The sequence below is a fragment of the Mesorhizobium sp. L-2-11 genome (assembly GCF_016756595.1).
Lineage (GTDB): Bacteria > Pseudomonadota > Alphaproteobacteria > Rhizobiales > Rhizobiaceae > Mesorhizobium.
In genome coordinates, this window is record NZ_AP023257.1 from 2,132,434 (window position 1) to 2,148,508 (window position 16,075).

Consider the following 16,075-nt stretch of genomic DNA (forward strand, 5'->3'; position numbering starts at 1 on the left):
TGTCACCTGTCCAAAATCTGCCCCTGCTGATAACCGGCGCTTGCATACATGCCAGTGGTTCTGAATTCTGTCGGACTGACGCCGAAGCCATGTCGGAACACCTTGGCGAAGTAGTTGGGATCTTCGAAGCCGCACATGCCGGAAATATCCTTCACCGGAAGGTCGGCGGACATGGTCAGTAGCTTTGCGGCGCGGTCGAGGCGTCTGTTGAGGACGAACTCAGCCGGAGGAATACCTTCATGCGCCGCGAACACACGCGAGAAATGCGCGCGACTGAGACCGGAAAGCCGCGCCAGCTCATCGACCGGCAACGGCAGATGCAGATGCGCGCCGATATAGTCAGTCACCTGACGCACGACCGAATTCTCCGCCACGTCATTTCCGTGCAGTTCGAACACGTCGTCATAGAGTGCCATGGCCGCCTCGTAGGCGATTGCCGAGGCGCGTGCAGGCGTTGAGCCGTCGCCTTTGACCAGCCGGTAGGCGCAGTCGGCCAGATTATCGACGGTGGCTGCCCGCAGGCTGAACACCGGTCCTTTCGTTGCCAGGATCTCTCTATGGATGCGCAACGCTTCCGCCCCATGCATCGATATCCAGAAAAACTCCCAGCGCCCGCCCTTTTCGACCCAGTAGCGATGCGAATGCGGAACAACCAACAGCATCGTCTCGCCCGGAGCGATGCGGTAGGACCTGGTTCCGTAACGCAGGTTTCCGGTGCCGCTGATGGTGTGCTGCATCACTGTGAACGGCGTCTGCCCGCGCCTGCGGCCATCCCAGCTGTAGCCGGCATCCGTTCTCACTTCGTAGCCGGTGCTCGTCGGCATGGTGTGCAATCGCTGCCGAGCCCGCGGCAGGGAAATCATCTTCATCACCGGTCCAAGATCGACGAGTTTTTGCAGCACAAAATTACCCTACAAAGCACATCTACGCCCTACCGGAGGGACGTGATCTTACGCATACTGACCGAAAATAAAAGAGATGAGGATGAAATCCCGGTCGCACGCCGCTTGGTTGCGTGTCTTCCGAATAACACGCCTAGGCCGGATTTTCACGAACCGATTTTACCTATCGGTCCGATCCGCTTGCAGGGAAGGTTCGAATGAGCAGGTTTAAGATCGCCATCATTGGCGCGGGCAGCGTCGGTTTCACCAAGAAGCTGTTCACGGACATTTTGTGTGTGCCGGAGCTACGCGACGTCGAGTTCGCACTGACCGACATCAGCGAGCACAATCTCAAGATGATCGAGTCCATTCTCCTGCGGATCGTCAAGTCGAGCCAGCTTCCTGCACGGGTGACCGCGACGACGGACCGCCGCAAGGCGATCGAGGGCGCGCGCTACATCATCAGCTGTGTGCGCGTCGGGGGTCTCGCCGCCTATGCCGACGATATCCGCATCCCATTGAAATATGGCGTCGACCAGTGCGTCGGCGATACGATCTGCGCCGGTGGCATTCTCTATGGCCAGCGCAACATTCCGGTCATTCTGGATTTCTGCAAGGACATTCGCGAACTGGCCGAGCCAGGCGCGAAATTCCTGAACTATGCCAACCCGATGGCGATGAACACCTGGGCGGCGATCGAATTCGGCAAGGTCGATACGGTCGGTCTCTGCCATGGGGTCCAGCATGGGGCCGAGCAGATTGCCGAGGTCCTCGGCGCCGGGGAAGGCGAGCTCGACTATGTCTGCTCCGGCATCAACCACCAGACCTGGTTCGTCGACGTTCGCGTCAAGGGCCGCAAGATCGGCAAGGACGAGCTCGTCGCCGCTTTCGAGGCGCATCCGGTTTTCTCGCGGCAGGAGAAACTCAGGATCGACGTGTTGAAGCGCTTCGGCGTCTATTCGACCGAAAGTAACGGCCACCTGTCGGAGTATCTGCCCTGGTACCGCAAACGGCCTGAGGAGACTGCCAAGTGGATCGACATGTCGGACTGGATCCACGGCGAAACCGGCGGTTATCTGCGCTATTCGACCGAAACCCGGAACTGGTTCGAAACCGAGTTCCCGCAATTCCTCGAAGATGCGGGAAAGCCCTTCGATCCCAGGCGCCGCTCGAACGAGCACGCCAGCCACATACTGGAGGCGCTCGAGACCGGTCGGGTCTATCGCGGGCACTTCAACGTCAGGAACGAAGGCGTCATCACCAATCTTCCGTCCGATGCAATCATCGAATCGCCTGGCTTCGTCGATCGCTTCGGCATCAACATGGTAGCCGGCATCACGCTTCCGGAAGCCTGCGCCGCGACCTGCATTTCGTCGATCAATGTCCAGCGCATGTCCGTCCACGCGGCAATCTCCGGCGACATCGACCTCCTAAAACTGGCCGTGCTGCACGATCCGCTGGTTGGCGCCATCTGCACGCCGGAAGAGGTCTGGCAGATGGTCGACGAGATGGTTGTGGCGCAAGCGCAATGGCTGCCGCAATTCGCCCATGCGATCGACGGCGCCAGGGAGCGGCTGAGCCGCGCGACGGTAAAAACCCGGGAATGGAAGGGCGTCGCCCGCCGCGAGGTTCGCTCGATCGAAGAGATCAGGGCCGAAAAGGAAGCCATGAAATTGCGCGCGGCCGGCTGAGACATTGGTTGCGATAAGCCAACGTTCCGGAAAACCGGGCGGACAGGATCGTGCCTCGGCGAATGCGCCCGGGCAGCACGGCACTGTCATCTGAGAAAGCGGAATACCGATTCTGAGAAAGCGGAATACCGCTTCGTTCGATGCTTGTAGGAGGAGAGCCATGCCATCGCGGCAGGCCCGAAGCATAAGGGAGAAACCAGGACAATGAGCATTTTTGGCCGCATGAAAACCGCCGCCGCGCTTCTGTTTGGCGTATCGGCGTTCGCGATCCAGGCCGTGGCCTCCGAGCCGACGATCGTGCCGGAACAGCCGCCGTTTCCGGCGCAAGGCAAGATCAATTACGTGCCGCGCGATTCAATTCTGGAATTCAAGGCGCTATCCGAATATCGCGAGCCGGAGTGGGTCACCGAAAAATTCGTCAAGACCGGGAAACTGCCTCCGTTGGCCGAGCGGCTGCCGAAGGAGCCGATGGTCTTCAAGACAGGCAACATGCCCGACGGGATAGGCGTCTATGGCGACACGATGCGCCACGTCGTCGGCGGCCGGCCGGAAGGCTGGAACTACTCCGCCGGCCAGACGCAGGGCTGGGGCGGCATTGACATTGCGATGTTCGAATGCCTGACGCGCACCGCGCCGCTCTTCCAGGTCGATGCCAAAGACGTCGAACCGCTGCCCAATCTTGCCAGGAGCTGGGAATGGTCGCAAGACGGCCACAAACTGACGATGAAGTTGATCGAAGGCGCAAAGTGGTCCGACGGAGATCCCTTCGACGCCGATGACGTGATGTTCTATTGGGACGACAATGTTGTCGATCCGAACGTCTCGCCGCTGAACGGTGCAACACCGGAAACCTTCGGCGAAGCCACCACCCTGAAGGCGATAGACAAATATACGATTGAATGGACTTTTAAGGACGCGTTCCCGCGCCAGCATCTCTATGCGATGGCCTATGGGACCTTCTGCCCCGGCCCCTCGCACATTTTAAAGACCAAGCATCCGAAATATGCAGGCACCACCTATGACGAGTACAAGAACGGCTTTCCGCCGGAATATTTGAACATGCCCGTCATGGGCGCCTGGGTGCCTATCGAATACCGTTCGGACGACGTCATCGTGCTTCGCCGCAATCCTTACTATTGGAAGGTGGACGAAGAGGGAAATCAGCTGCCCTATCTCAACGAACTGCACTACAAGCTTTCGACTTGGGCCGATCGCGACGTGCAGGCGATCGCCGGGTCCGGCGATATCTCGAACCTGGAGCAACCGGAAAATTTCGTGGAATCGTTGAAGCGCGCCGCACAGGAAACGGCTCCCGCGCGGCTGGCCTTTGGCGCTCGGCTGATCGGCTACAATCTGCGCATGAACTTTTCAGCCAATGGCTGGGGCGAGCCGGACGAGCGGGCCAAAGCTGTGCGGGAACTCAACCGCAATCTCGACTTCCGCAAGGCCGTGACCATGGCCATCGATCGCAAGAAACTCGGCGAATCCCTCGTCAAAGGACCCTTCACCGCGATCTATCCCGGCGGTATTTCCTCCGGCACGAGCTTCTATGATCGCGCCTCGACGGTATACTATCCGTTCGATCTGGAAGGCGCTAAGGCGCTGCTGGAGAAGGTCGGGTTGAAGGACACGGACGGCAACGGCGCCGTCAACTTCCCGGCCGGTACAGCTGGTGGCTCGGACGTACAGATCGTGCTTCTCGTGAATTCCGACTACAGCACCGATCGCAATCTCGCGGAAGGTCTGGTCGGCCAGATGGAACAGCTTGGCCTCAAGGTCGTGCTGAACACAATCGATGGCGCGAAGCGCGACGCAACCCAGTATGCCGCAACGAGCAGGAACAGACCTCAGTTGTGCAGAACACGACCCAGCTTGCCCCGACCGGTCCGCGCACAGGTTGGCATCACAGGGCAGGAACGGACGGCACGGTCGATCTGATGCCGTTCGAGCAGGAGATGGTGAACATCGTCAACAAGTTCATCTCCAGCAACGACAATGACGAGCGGGCTGATCTGATGAGGCAGTTCCAGAAGGTCTCGACGACGAATCTCGATACGATCGGCCTGACAGAATATCCGGGTGCGCTCATCATCAACAAGCGCTTCTCCAACATTCCGGAAGGCGTGCCGATCTTCATGTTCAATTGGGCGGAGGACACGATCATCCGTGAACGGGTCTTCGTCGCCGCCGACAAGCAGGGCGACTACGAGCTGTTCCCCGAGCAGCTTCCGGGCAAGCCCGGTGAAGGCGGCCCGATCAACTGACCGCAGTCGATTTCTCCTCCGGCGGGCATCCGCCGGGGGGGAAGTTGCGAACTGAACCGTGGAGATACCGCGCCTCGTGAAGGAGCAGATCGCCACGAGCCACAAGAGAAGCAAACACGATCATGTTCAGATTTCTGCTTGTGCGTATCGCCTCGGCGGTTCCTGTCCTCTTCGTCCTGAGCGTGGTGACGTTCGCGATCATCCAGGCACCGCCGGGCGACTACAGCGACTATGTGCGCTCGCAACTGATCAACCAGGGTGGCGCATCCTTCGAAAAGGCCGACGCCCAGGCGCAGGCCTACAAGATCGCGCATGGCCTCGATAAGCCCTTGCCCCTGCAGTACGTCAACTGGATCACCGGCATCGTCACCCGCGGCGATTTCGGCCACAGCCTGTTCTACAACAAGCCTGTCGCCGACGTGGTCGGCGAGCGATTGCCCCGCACCCTGGCGCTGGCGCTCGTCTGCCATATCCTGGCATCGGTGATCGGCATCACCTTCGGCGTCTTGGCGGCAACCCGGCAATATTCCTGGGTGGACAGCGTGCTGTCGGGGATCTCGTTTCTCGGCATGACGGTGCCGCGATTCCTGATGGCTCTGATCATCGTCTATATCCTGGTGTTCCACTTCAATGTCACTGAGATCAACAGTTTCCATTCCGCCCGCTACGGCGGGGCGCCCTGGTCGTGGGGCAAGTTCGTCGATCTGGTCAAGCATGTCTGGCCGGTCATCGCGATCGCCACTTTGGGCGGGCTCGCCTACAACATGCGCGTCATGCGGGGCAATCTTCTCGATACGCTGAACGCCCAATATGTCGAAACGGCTCGGGCCAAGGGCTTGAGCGAGGGCACGGTGGTCATGCGCCACGCTGTGCCGAACGCGCTGCATCCGCTCGTCATGTATCAGGGCGTCGTGCTGCCCTACATGCTGACCGGCAAGATCGAAACCGCGATCATCTTCGCCCTGCCGACCGTTGGCCCGGCCATCGTCGGCTCGATGTGGATCGGCGACGTCTATGTCACGGCGACCTTCATGTTGGTTCTGTCGGTGACCCTGATCGTCGGCAACATCATCGCCGACATGCTGCTTGCAGCGCTCGACCCGCGGGTTCGCCTTGGGGGAGGGGCCGACGCATGAAAGCCGACGTCCAATCCGTAGTCTGCACCTCCGTGCCGCCAGCCAAAGGCAATGGCAACGAAACTTATACCGCGCTTGTCTGGCGCCGTCTGAAGCGATCCTGGACCGGCATGATAGGGCTGATCCTTGTCTGCCTCCTGATGATCATGACGATATTCGCGGAGTTCTTCGCACCCGTCGATCCGAAGCTGACCGGCGTCGGTTTCGCGCCGCCTCAGACCATCAGCATGACGGATTGGGACGGCAACTTCGTCTTCCCGCCGCGCACCTATCCGATTCGTGAAACAGATGAACTCGACCCCGTCACGTTCCAGCCGATCGTAGGCCCCGACTACGAAAACCCGCAGACGCTCGGCTTTTTCGTCAAAGGGTTCGGATACAGGCTTTTCGGACTGATCCCGGCGCAGCGGCATTTCTTCGGCGCCACCGACGGCACGCCCGTCAATTTCCTCGGCACCGACAAATTCGGCCGCGATGTGCTGTCGCGCATCATCTACGGCTCGCGCATTTCGCTGATGATCGCCCTGACCGTGGTGTTCATCATCACGCTAGTCGGCACGACGGTCGGCATGGTGTCCGGATATTTCGGCGGAAGGTTCGACGCATGGGTGCAGCGCTTCGTCGAGCTGGTGCTCGCCTTTCCGCAACTGCCGCTCTATCTCGCGCTCACCTCGCTGATTCCGGTGACGGCGCCGACCAATGTCTTCCTCGCCTTCGTCATCTTCGTCATGTCGGCGCTCGGCTGGGCACAGCTGTCGCGCGAAGTTCGAGGCAAGACGCTGGCGCTGGCGCGGATCGACTATGTGCGGGCGGCGATGGCGATCGGCGCAACCGACCGCCGGATCATCTTTCAGCATATTTTCCCCAACGTCATGAGCCACGTCATCGTCGCCGTCACGCTGGCGATCCCTAATGTCGTGCTGCTTGAATCCTTCCTCGGCTTCCTCGGCTTCCTCGGTTTCGCGGTGAAGCCGCCGCTGATCTCCTGGGGGCTGATGCTGCAGGATACCTCGACATACTCCGTCATTGGGTCCTATCCCTGGATCCTTGCCCCCGTGGCTTTCGTGCTGGTCACCGTCTTTGCGTTCAATGCGCTGGGCGATGGTCTTCGCGATGCGATCGATCCCTATTGAGAAGGCCGGCACCATGGCTCTGACGGAAAAGACCTCGATGGCGCCGGGCGAACGCCACGATCATGCGGTGAGGACCGGCAGTCCGATCATCGACGCCCGCAATGTCGCGGTGACCTTCAAGGTGGAAGGGGGGACGGTCGACGCGGTCAAGGATGTCTCGTTCCAGCTCTATCGCGGCGAGACCATCGCCGTGGTGGGAGAATCCGGCTCCGGCAAGTCGGTGACGGCGCGCACGGTCATGGGCCTGCTCACCAAGCGCGCCACCGTGGCCGTGCACTCGCGGATCGAATATGATGGCAAAAATGTGCTGAAATTCTCCGACCGGCAGCGCCGGGCGCTGCGTGGCGACCGCATTTCGATGATATTCCAGGAGCCGATGAGCTCGCTCAATCCGGTCTACACGGTCGGCGCGCAGATCATCGAGGCGATCCGCGTCCATCAGAAGATGAGCCGCAGGCAAGCTGCGGAGCGTACGCTGGAGCTGTTGCGGCAGGTGCAGATTCCGGACCCGGAAAGCCGCTTCAAACAATATCCGCACCAGCTTTCAGGCGGTCAGCGCCAGCGCGTCATGATCGCCATGGCGCTCGCCAATAATCCGGACGTACTCATCGCCGACGAACCCACGACGGCACTCGACGTCACCGTGCAGGCGCAGATCCTCAACCTCATCCGTGATCTGCAGCAGAAGCTCGATATGGCGGTAATCCTGATCACTCACGATCTGACAGTCGTTCGCCAGTTTTCCGACTACGTCTATGTCATGAGCCAGGGCGAGGTGAAGGAGCACAACACCACTGAAGCGCTCTTCAAGAACCCGCAGCATCCCTATACGCGCCATCTTCTGGCGTCCGAACCAAAGGGCATGGCCAATCCGACGCCGGTGGACTCAGCCGTCATTCTCGAGGGCAGCAATGTGCGGGTGTCGTTCATGCTAAAGCATGGCGGGTTCTTCAAGCCGCGGCTCAAGGAACTCGTCGCCGTCGACAGCCTCAGCCTAAAGCTTCACCGGCACGAAACGCTGGGGCTGGTCGGCGAATCCGGGTCCGGCAAGACGACGTTCGGGCAGGCGCTGGTGAAGCTCCTGACGGCCGACGGCGGCGAAATCTTCTTCGACGGCGAACCGATCCACGCAAGGACACGTGACCAGATGCGGCCGCTCAGATCGCGCATGCAGGTCGTCTTTCAGGATCCGTTCTCCTCGCTCAATCCGCGCATGTCGGTCGGCCAGATCATCGAGGAGGGGCTGGTCGTCAATCGGCTCGGCGTCAACAAAAGTGATCGGTTGCAGCGCGTAGAGCAGGCGCTTGTCAGCGCCGGGCTTCCGCACAACATCCTGTCGCGCTTTCCGCACGAGTTTTCCGGCGGACAGCGCCAGCGCATCGCTATTGCGCGGGCAATCGCACTCGAACCGGAATTCATCCTGCTCGACGAGCCGACATCGGCGCTCGATCTCTCCGTTCAGGCCCAGATCATCGACCTCCTGCGCAAATTGCAGGACGAGCGCGGCCTGAGCTATCTCTTCATTTCCCACGATCTCAAGGTCGTACGCGCGCTCTGTCATCGGGTCGTGGTGATGCAGCACGGCAAAATCGTCGAGGAGGGACCCGTCGACGAGGTTCTTTCCCATCCGAGGACCGCCTACACCGAACGGCTCGTCAAGGCGGCGTTCGAGGTAGCCGCATAAATCGCAGACAAGAGGCGCAATTCATGACGAGACAACCCAAAATCACGTTCATCGGGGCCGGTTCCACCGTCTTCATGAAGAATGTCATCGGCGATGTGCTGCAGCGGCCGTCTCTTTCGGGCGCGACCATCGCGCTGATGGACGTCAATCCGCAGCGCCTCGAAGAAAGCGAGATCGTCGCCGGAAAGCTGGTCAAGACGCTTGGCGCTGCGGCGACCATCGAGACGCATTCCAGCCAGCGCAAGGCCCTGGAAGGCGCGGACTTCGTCGTCGTTGCCTTCCAGATCGGCGGCTACGAGCCCTGCACGGTCACTGATTTCGAGGTGCCGAAGAAATACGGCCTGCGCCAGACGATCGCCGATACGCTCGGCGTTGGCGGCATCATGCGGGGTTTGCGCACCGTGCCGCATCTCTGGAAAATCTGCGAAGACATGATGGCAATCTGCCCCAACGCCATCCTCCTGCAATACGTCAACCCGATGGCGATCAACACCTGGGCGATTGCGGAAAAGTATCCGCTCATCAAGCAGGTCGGTCTCTGCCATTCGGTGCAGGGAACGGCTTTCGAGCTCGCCCGCGATCTCGAAATCCCGCTCGAGGAAATCCGTTACCGTGCCGCCGGCATTAACCACATGGCCTTCTACCTGAAATTCGAGCATCGGCAGGCCGATGGCAGCTATCGCGACCTTTATCCGGACCTTGTGCGCGGCTATCGCGACGGACGATTTCCGAAACCCAGCCACTGGAATCCGCGCTGCCCGAACAAGGTGCGTTACGAGATGCTGACCCGCCTCGGCTATTTCGTCACCGAAAGCTCGGAGCATTTCGCCGAATACACGCCCTATTTCATCAAGGACGGCAGGCCCGATCTGATCGAGAAGTTCGGCATTCCGCTCGATGAATATCCCAAGCGCTGCATCGAGCAGATCGAGCGTTGGAAAGGACAGGCGGCCGCCTACCGGAGCGCCGAGAACATCGAGATCGAGGAGAGCCATGAATATGCTTCCTCGATCATGAACTCGGTCTGGACCGGCGAGCCCTCGGTTATTTACGGCAATGTCCGCAACAATGGCTGCATCACCTCGCTGCCGGAAAATTGCGCGGCCGAAGTGCCGTGCCTGGTCGATGCGTCCGGCATCCAGCCGACCTTCATCGGCGCCTTGCCGCCGCAACTGACGGCGCTCATCCGCACCAATGTCAATGTGCAGGAACTGACTGTCGCGGCCTTGATGACGGAAAACCGCGAGCATCTTTATCACGCGGCGATGATGGATCCGCATACCGCCGCCGAGCTCGATCTCGACCAGATCTGGTCGCTGGTCGACGACCTGCTCGCCGCGCATCGCGACTGGATTCCGGAGTGGGCGCGGATCTCGAAAAACGTGCGGGCAGCGTAAGGACGGAACGGCTCTGGTTTGGAAACTCCTGCAAGCACCGGCGGCCGGGCTCAAGCTGGATGTGGAGTCTTAACAGGTTGTCCTCGGCGAGGGCGAGCCTGCTGATGGGCGGTTTTTATTTTAGGCTGCCGTGGGGATGGAGCCAGATCGGGAACTCCTCTGCTCGGCGATCCGAAGTCGGGCAAGCCTGAGCGTAGGCCCATTCGCGCAGGGCGGTCTTGGCGCAATAGCAATGAACCGAGCACTCCGAATCCCGCTGGCCAACGACCAGTCATGGCGCGGCTGCTCGTCGCCGAGGTTCTTTGGTCCGCAGCTCTTTGACGACATCGACAAACGCCCGCAGTGCGGGCGGTACGGCTCGATGTCCGGGGTAGTAAACCGCAACTTCTTCCGGAGCGGACAGCCATGCGGTCAGGACCTTGCGCAGTCGGCCGTCGGACAAGGCCGCTTCGGCGGCCCAATCCGCCACGTAGGCGACGCCCAGATCCTCTATTGCGGCTTCGACCATCAACTCCTCGTCGTCGAGGACGATGGGGCCGTTTGCCTCGATCACGAGTTCCTGGCCGGCGCGTTCGAACTCCCATCGGTAAAGCTTGCCGCTGGGCATGCGGTGGCCGATGCAATGGTGGCGTTGCAATTCCTCGGGGGTTCCCAGGTCGCCGAAGCGATCGAGGTAGGCGGGCGAGGCGACACAGATGAACCTTAACGGGCGTGCCAACGGCACGGCGATCATGTCCTTGGGGACAGATCCGAGGAGGCGCACGCCGGCATCGAACCCGCTGGACACGATGTCGATGAGCCGCCCCTCGACAACGATGTCCACGGTCACGTCCGGATGGCGTTCCGCCATCTGCGGAAGAACCCCGCGAACGAGAAGCCCGGCCACCAGCCGCGGTGCGTTGATGCGAACTGTGCCCGCGACATTGCCCCGGAACCCCGCGACGCTGTCGAGCGCCTCGTCCAGCGAGGCGAGCGCCGGCTGAAGGCGATCGAGCAACTGGAACCCGGCTTCCGTCGGTGAGACGCTGCGTGTGGTGCGGTTGAGAAGGCGCACGCCCATGCGCTCCTCGAGCGCACGCATGGCGTGGCTCAATGTGGAAGGTGCCGTGCCGATCTCGTCGGCTGCGCGGCGGAAGCTGCGATGCGTGGCAACGGCGACGAAGGCGGTGAGATCGTTGAGCGACGGGCGGGTCATTGATGGGGATTTTGCATCATCTCATGCCGATTTCAACGGCTAATGCGCGCAATGCGATTGCGCTATCTCCTGCCTGGATCAACTCGCCGGCTCCGGCTCGCTGCCGGACCGCTCCCGCTATCAAGACAGAAAGGAACACAAAATGCCTGCACGTGACGCCATCTATCCGGCCAAACGCCACGCCTTATACGATATTCATCGATATTCCGCGGCCATTCGCTCCGGCGATCTTCTCTTCGTGTCGGGTCAGGTCGGCAGCCGTGAGGACGGCTCGCCCGAGCCCGCATTCGAGGATCAGGTTCGGCGGGCTTTCGCCAATCTGCACGCGGTCCTGGCCGCCGCCGGCTGCAGCTTCGACGACGTTGTCGACGTCACCACCTTCCATACCAACCCGGACCAACAGATCGAAACGGTGCTGGCCGTCCGGGCGGAAGAGATCGGCGGACCGCCCTATCCGAACTGGACGGCAGTGGGCGTCAACTGGCTTGCCGGCTTCGATTTCGAAATCAAGGTCATCGCCCGCATCCCTTAGACGACCATCATGGGCGGATTATGCGAAGGCGTGGAGCGCTCTGTTTGACAGGTCTGCGCCGCCCCTCATTGACCTGCCCGTCCTCCGCAGCAGCTGCGCTGCAGCTGCGGAGGGCGGACCGGGCATTTCTCCCCGTGTAGAGCGGGCGGGAACGCAAGCGGCGAACCCAGGCTTCGGTTGAGACCCTTCCAGAGCAGCTTTCCTGAACGCAACGTCGGCTCGAGGCGTTGTGCTCCAGAGAGCCGCTTTGCGGGCCTCAGCTTCCAACGTCGACCGCCGACGACATATCCGCCGCCGCCGCGACAATGGCACGTCTCAACCATATGTGCCTGGGCGCGTCCTGCTGGCGCGCGTGCCAGACGAGGCTCATCGTGAAGCTGCCAAGATCGAGGGGCGGCGGCAACGACACGAAGCGCTTCATGTTGGCGGCCGCTCGCGCCAGGCTCGAAGGCAGGGTCATGACGAGGTCGGAGCGAGCGGCGATCTCGACGGCCGCGAAGAAGTTCGGCACGCGCAGCTTCACCCGCCGCGTTCGCCCGATGCGGGCAAGCACCTCGTCGACAGGCGCAGGCCCGACGCTGGTGACACTCACCACGATATGCTCAAGTTCCAGGAAACGCTCGAGCGTCAGCTTTCGGGCCAGTGCCGGGTGCTCCGCGCGCATCAGCGTCACCAGCTTCTCGTCATAGAGACCGCGCCGTCGGATGCCGGCCGGGGCTTCGTCGACCAGCGCCACCATCGCATCCGCGATACCCTGCTCCAGCGCTTCGACCGCGTCCGTGCCCGGCGCGACGATATCGAGATCGAGCGACGGCGCCTCGCGTCCAAGGCGGGCGAGCAGATGCGGCGCCAGCACGGCGGCCTGGAGATCGGGCATCAGCAGCCGGATCCGGCCGGTGGCCGTGGCGGGATCGAACGCGTTCGCCTCGACTATCTCTCGCACACCCGCCAAGATGCCGCGCAGCACGGGGCGCACCTCTTCCGCACGGGCGCTGAGGACATAGCCGCCCGGTCCGTCGACCAGCAGCGCGTCCGAAAACAGCGCGCGCAATCGGCCGAGCGCTCGGCTCGCGGCAGGCTGGCTCATGCCGAGCCGGCTTGCGGCACGGGTGACGTTCTTCTCGTCCAGCAGCGCTTCGAGCGCCACCAGCAGGTTCAGGTCGATCCGGCGTAAATCCACTTCGCGCATGGTGTCTATATACACCATGCATTGGACGCATGGAAAGCCTGCGCCTATTGTTCCCCCGTCAAGCGAGATGAAGGTCAGGCGAGATGAAGGTCAGGCGAGCTGAAGGAGAAGAAGTGATGTATGTCGTGCTTGGAGCAAACGGACGGGCCGGCGGCGAGGTCGCGCGCGCCCTGATCGCACGCGGCGAAGCCGTGCGCGTCGTGCTGCGTCGCAAGGAACAGAGTGATAAATGGACGGCCCTCAGCGCCGAAGTGGCGGTGGCGAGCGTCGAGGATGCCGACGCCATCGCCGATGCGCTGACGGGCGCGCGGGCCGCGTTCCTGCTCAACCCGCCGCCGGTGAGCGGTGATCCCTACCAGCGCACGGAAGAGATCGGCGCCGCGCTTGCCAATGCGGCTCGGCGTGCAGGTCTGCCAAAGGCCGTGGTCCTGTCGTCCATCGGCGCGCAGCATGCCTCCGGCACCGGCGTCATCGCCACCCTCAACCGGTTCGAGGCGCTGCTCGACGGCGTGGCGCCGGCCACCGCTTTCCTGCGGTCGGGCTATTTTGTCGAAACCTGGAGCGAAGTGGCGCAACCGGTCCTGTCGCAAAGCATATTGCCGACCTTTATCGAACCGTCGCAGAAAATCCCGATGGTGAGCACGATCGATGTCGGGCGCGCGGCAGCGACCGTGCTGCGCGAGGAATGGACTGGCAAGCGGGTCGTGGAGCTGGGCGGACCGGAAGACTGGAGCGCCGGCGACGTGGCATCGGCCTTCGCGGATGTTCTCGGCCGGCCGGTAACGCCTGTGCTTGTTGCGCCGGAGGAACGCGCCGCGCTGCTTGCCGAGGAAGGCGTGCCCGGCGAGGTGGCAGACGCGCTGCTCGGAATGTATGAGGGAATCGCCAACGGCCTGCTCACGCGCCAGGACAGCAGCGAGCACCGGCGCGGCACGATCTCCCTGGCGACGGCGATAGAGCGCGTTGTCGCAACACCAGCCAGCCGCTGATCCTCGGCGAGTAGGGACGACCGAATCCGAAACAGGAGCGGATTACGGGTTTCCAGCCGCTTTTGGAAATGTTTTCGGCCGCAATACCCCGCGTCTCGCCGGCCAAGGCTGTCGGCGACATGCGGAACTCGCGCCACCGGTTTGGACTTAACTCCATTTCCGGACGGCAAAAAAGGAATCCTGACATGAGACTGCCCGCCTCGCGCCAAATGCGTCTCTCCAGTGGAACCGAGCTTGCCTACGTCACTGCGGGCGATCCATCCAACCCCGCCTTGCTCCTCCTGCATGGGTTTCCCAGCTCCGCACGTGCATTCCGCGATGTGATTCCCGGTCTGGCGGACGCCGCCTATGTGATCGCGCCCGACCTCCCGGGCCATGGCCAGTCCGACGTCCCGCCGACACCCTCCTTCGCCGCGATCAGCGAGGCGATTTCCGAATTGCTGACCCACCTGGCGATCGGGCGCCGCTTCATCCACATTCATGACTGGGGCGCCGCCGTGGGTCTGCAGCTTGCCATGCAAGCGCCCGAGTTGGTTTCAGGTCTCATCATCCAGAACGCAAACGCGCATCGGAGCGGCTTCGGTCCGGTTTGGGACGCCGTGCTAAAATTCTGGTCAGAACCGACAAAAGAGAACGAAGCGGCCGCGACCCCCGACCTGACCTTCGAGTTCACGCGCGAGCAATATACCGGCGGCCTGCCAGAGGATGTCGCCGCCACGATCAGGGGCGACCCGTGGGTCGAGGACTGGAGGGTGATGAATCTTCCCGGCCGCATGGAGACCCACCGCGCGCTTATCGGCGACTACAAAAGCCATGCCGCGCGTTTCGATACGATCGCCGCCTATTTGAAGAAATGGCAACCGCCGGCGCTCATGCTGTGGGGCCGTCACGACCCCTATTTCGATATCGCCGAAACGCTGTCCTGGATGCAGGATCTGCCGCGCATGGAAGCGCATGTTTTCGACGGCGGGCATTTCCTGCTTGAGACGCACGCCGAACCAGCACTCTCCCTGATGATCGAGTTCATCAAGCGAACACAGGAGATGCACCCTGATCGAGCCCATCCCGGACCAGTGTGAGGAGTGCAGGCCTGACATCCCCCATAAAACAGCGGCTGCGCCTGTCCGGCGGGACCGAGCTTTCCTTCATCACCGCGGGTGATGCGTCCAATCCCGCACTGCTGCTCCTGCACGGCTTCCCGAGCTCGTCGCGCACCTTCCAGGGCATCATTCCCGGTCTTGCGCGCGTCGCCTTCGTCATCGCCCCCGACTTGCCGGGCTACGGCCAATCGGCGCCGTTGCCCGCGCCGTCGTTCGAAGCGTTCAGCGGCGCAATCCAAGAGCTCCTAAGGCATCTCGCGATCGATCGGCGCTTCATCTACCTGCACGATTGGGGCGCGCCTGTAGGTCTCCAGATGGCCATGCAATCCCCCGACCTCGTCTGCGGCCTCATCATTCAGAGCGCCAACGCACACCGCACAGGGTTCGGACCGCAATGGCAAGCCACGTTCGAGTTCTGGTCAAACCCGACGGAAGAGAACGAAAGGGAGGCTACCGCGTTTTTGACCTTGGAAGGCACAAGCGAGCAATATTTGGGCGGCTTGCCGGAGGATGTCGCTGCCCGGATCAAAGGCGAACCCTGGATCGAGGACTGGCGGGTGATGAATCAGCCTGGCGGTATGGAAACACAACGCGCGCTCCTCGCCGACTACGCCAACCATGTCGCGCGCTTCAGTCTCATCGCCGACTATATCGAAACGCGGCAACCGCCGGCGCTCATGCTGTGGGGCCGCCACGACCCGTTTTTCGACATCGCCGAAACACTGTCGTGGATGCAAGACCTTCCACGCATGGAAGCGCACATCTTCGACGGCGGCCACTTCCTGCTCGAAACCCACGCCGAGGCGGCAGCCGCGTTGATGACCGACTTTATTGAGCGCACGTCGCGACCTTGAGCAACCGCTCGCGATCCAGGACCGACCTGC

12 protein-coding genes and 2 pseudogenes are annotated in these 16,075 nt (G+C 61.9%); 10 read left to right on the top strand and 4 right to left on the bottom strand.

The annotated features are described in order from the left end of the window. Window positions 1-2: 2 nt before the first annotated feature. A complete protein-coding gene (locus JG739_RS10230) occupies window positions 3-869 on the bottom strand; it encodes an AraC family transcriptional regulator (RefSeq protein ID WP_202367402.1) in 867 nt (288 codons plus the stop codon). A 230-nt stretch (window positions 870-1,099) separates the two neighbouring features. Here JG739_RS10230 and melA (JG739_RS10235) point away from each other — a divergent pair, with 230 nt between their 5' ends. From melA (JG739_RS10235) to melA (JG739_RS10260), 6 genes and pseudogenes are all read left to right on the top strand, one after another. Next, a complete protein-coding gene (gene melA, locus JG739_RS10235; RefSeq protein WP_202366352.1) occupies window positions 1,100-2,572 on the top strand; it encodes an alpha-glucosidase/alpha-galactosidase in 1,473 nt (490 codons plus the stop codon). Window positions 2,573-2,776: 204 nt separating this feature from the next. After that, window positions 2,777-4,836 (top strand): annotated as a pseudogene (locus JG739_RS10240) (ABC transporter substrate-binding protein). A 122-nt stretch (window positions 4,837-4,958) separates the two neighbouring features. Next, window positions 4,959-5,972 carry an ABC transporter permease gene (locus JG739_RS10245; RefSeq protein ID WP_202366353.1) on the top strand — a complete coding sequence of 338 codons (1,014 nt, stop codon included), beginning with the start codon at window positions 4,959-4,961 and terminating at the stop codon, window positions 5,970-5,972. Next, the gene (locus tag JG739_RS10250) at window positions 5,969-7,105 is read left to right on the top strand and encodes an ABC transporter permease (protein WP_202366354.1); all 1,137 of its coding nucleotides are present in this window, start codon (window positions 5,969-5,971) and stop codon (window positions 7,103-7,105) included. Before JG739_RS10245 ends, JG739_RS10250 begins: the two co-directional genes overlap by 4 nt. A gap of 13 nt (window positions 7,106-7,118) precedes the next feature. Then, entirely contained in the window at window positions 7,119-8,789 is a 1,671-nt protein-coding gene (locus JG739_RS10255) for an ABC transporter ATP-binding protein (RefSeq protein WP_202366355.1), read from the top strand. Between the two features lie 23 nt (window positions 8,790-8,812). Next, a complete protein-coding gene (melA, locus tag JG739_RS10260) occupies window positions 8,813-10,186 on the top strand; it encodes an alpha-glucosidase/alpha-galactosidase (protein ID WP_202366356.1) in 1,374 nt (457 codons plus the stop codon). A 115-nt stretch (window positions 10,187-10,301) separates the two neighbouring features. Here melA (JG739_RS10260) and JG739_RS10265 read toward each other — a convergent pair. Further along, a pseudogene (locus tag JG739_RS10265) lies at window positions 10,302-10,406 on the bottom strand (IS481 family transposase); the annotation flags it as partial. Between the two features lie 51 nt (window positions 10,407-10,457). Beyond that, a complete protein-coding gene (locus JG739_RS10270; protein WP_202366357.1) occupies window positions 10,458-11,381 on the bottom strand; it encodes a LysR family transcriptional regulator in 924 nt (307 codons plus the stop codon). 142 nt (window positions 11,382-11,523) lie between these two features. On the opposite strand from JG739_RS10270, the gene JG739_RS10275 reads away from it, so the two are divergent. Further along, complete coding sequence (locus JG739_RS10275; protein ID WP_202366358.1) at window positions 11,524-11,913, top strand: RidA family protein; 390 nt, start codon at window positions 11,524-11,526, stop codon at window positions 11,911-11,913. Between the two features lie 256 nt (window positions 11,914-12,169). Here JG739_RS10275 and JG739_RS10280 read toward each other — a convergent pair whose 3' ends face one another. After that, entirely contained in the window at window positions 12,170-13,102 is a 933-nt protein-coding gene (locus JG739_RS10280; RefSeq protein ID WP_202367403.1) for a LysR family transcriptional regulator, read from the bottom strand. A gap of 116 nt (window positions 13,103-13,218) precedes the next feature. Between JG739_RS10280 and JG739_RS10285 the strand changes: the two genes are divergently transcribed. From JG739_RS10285 to JG739_RS10295, 3 genes are all read left to right on the top strand, one after another. Then, window positions 13,219-14,091: an NmrA family NAD(P)-binding protein gene (locus JG739_RS10285; protein WP_202366359.1), complete on the top strand. Its 873-nt coding sequence runs from the start codon at window positions 13,219-13,221 to the stop codon at window positions 14,089-14,091. Between the two features lie 185 nt (window positions 14,092-14,276). Then, a complete protein-coding gene (locus tag JG739_RS10290; protein ID WP_202366360.1) occupies window positions 14,277-15,170 on the top strand; it encodes an alpha/beta fold hydrolase in 894 nt (297 codons plus the stop codon). Next, window positions 15,167-16,045, top strand: coding sequence for an alpha/beta fold hydrolase (locus JG739_RS10295; RefSeq protein ID WP_244749785.1), 879 nt, complete (start codon window positions 15,167-15,169; stop codon window positions 16,043-16,045). The genes JG739_RS10290 and JG739_RS10295 overlap by 4 nt, the downstream gene beginning before the upstream one ends. The last annotated feature ends 30 nt before the right edge of the window (window positions 16,046-16,075 follow it).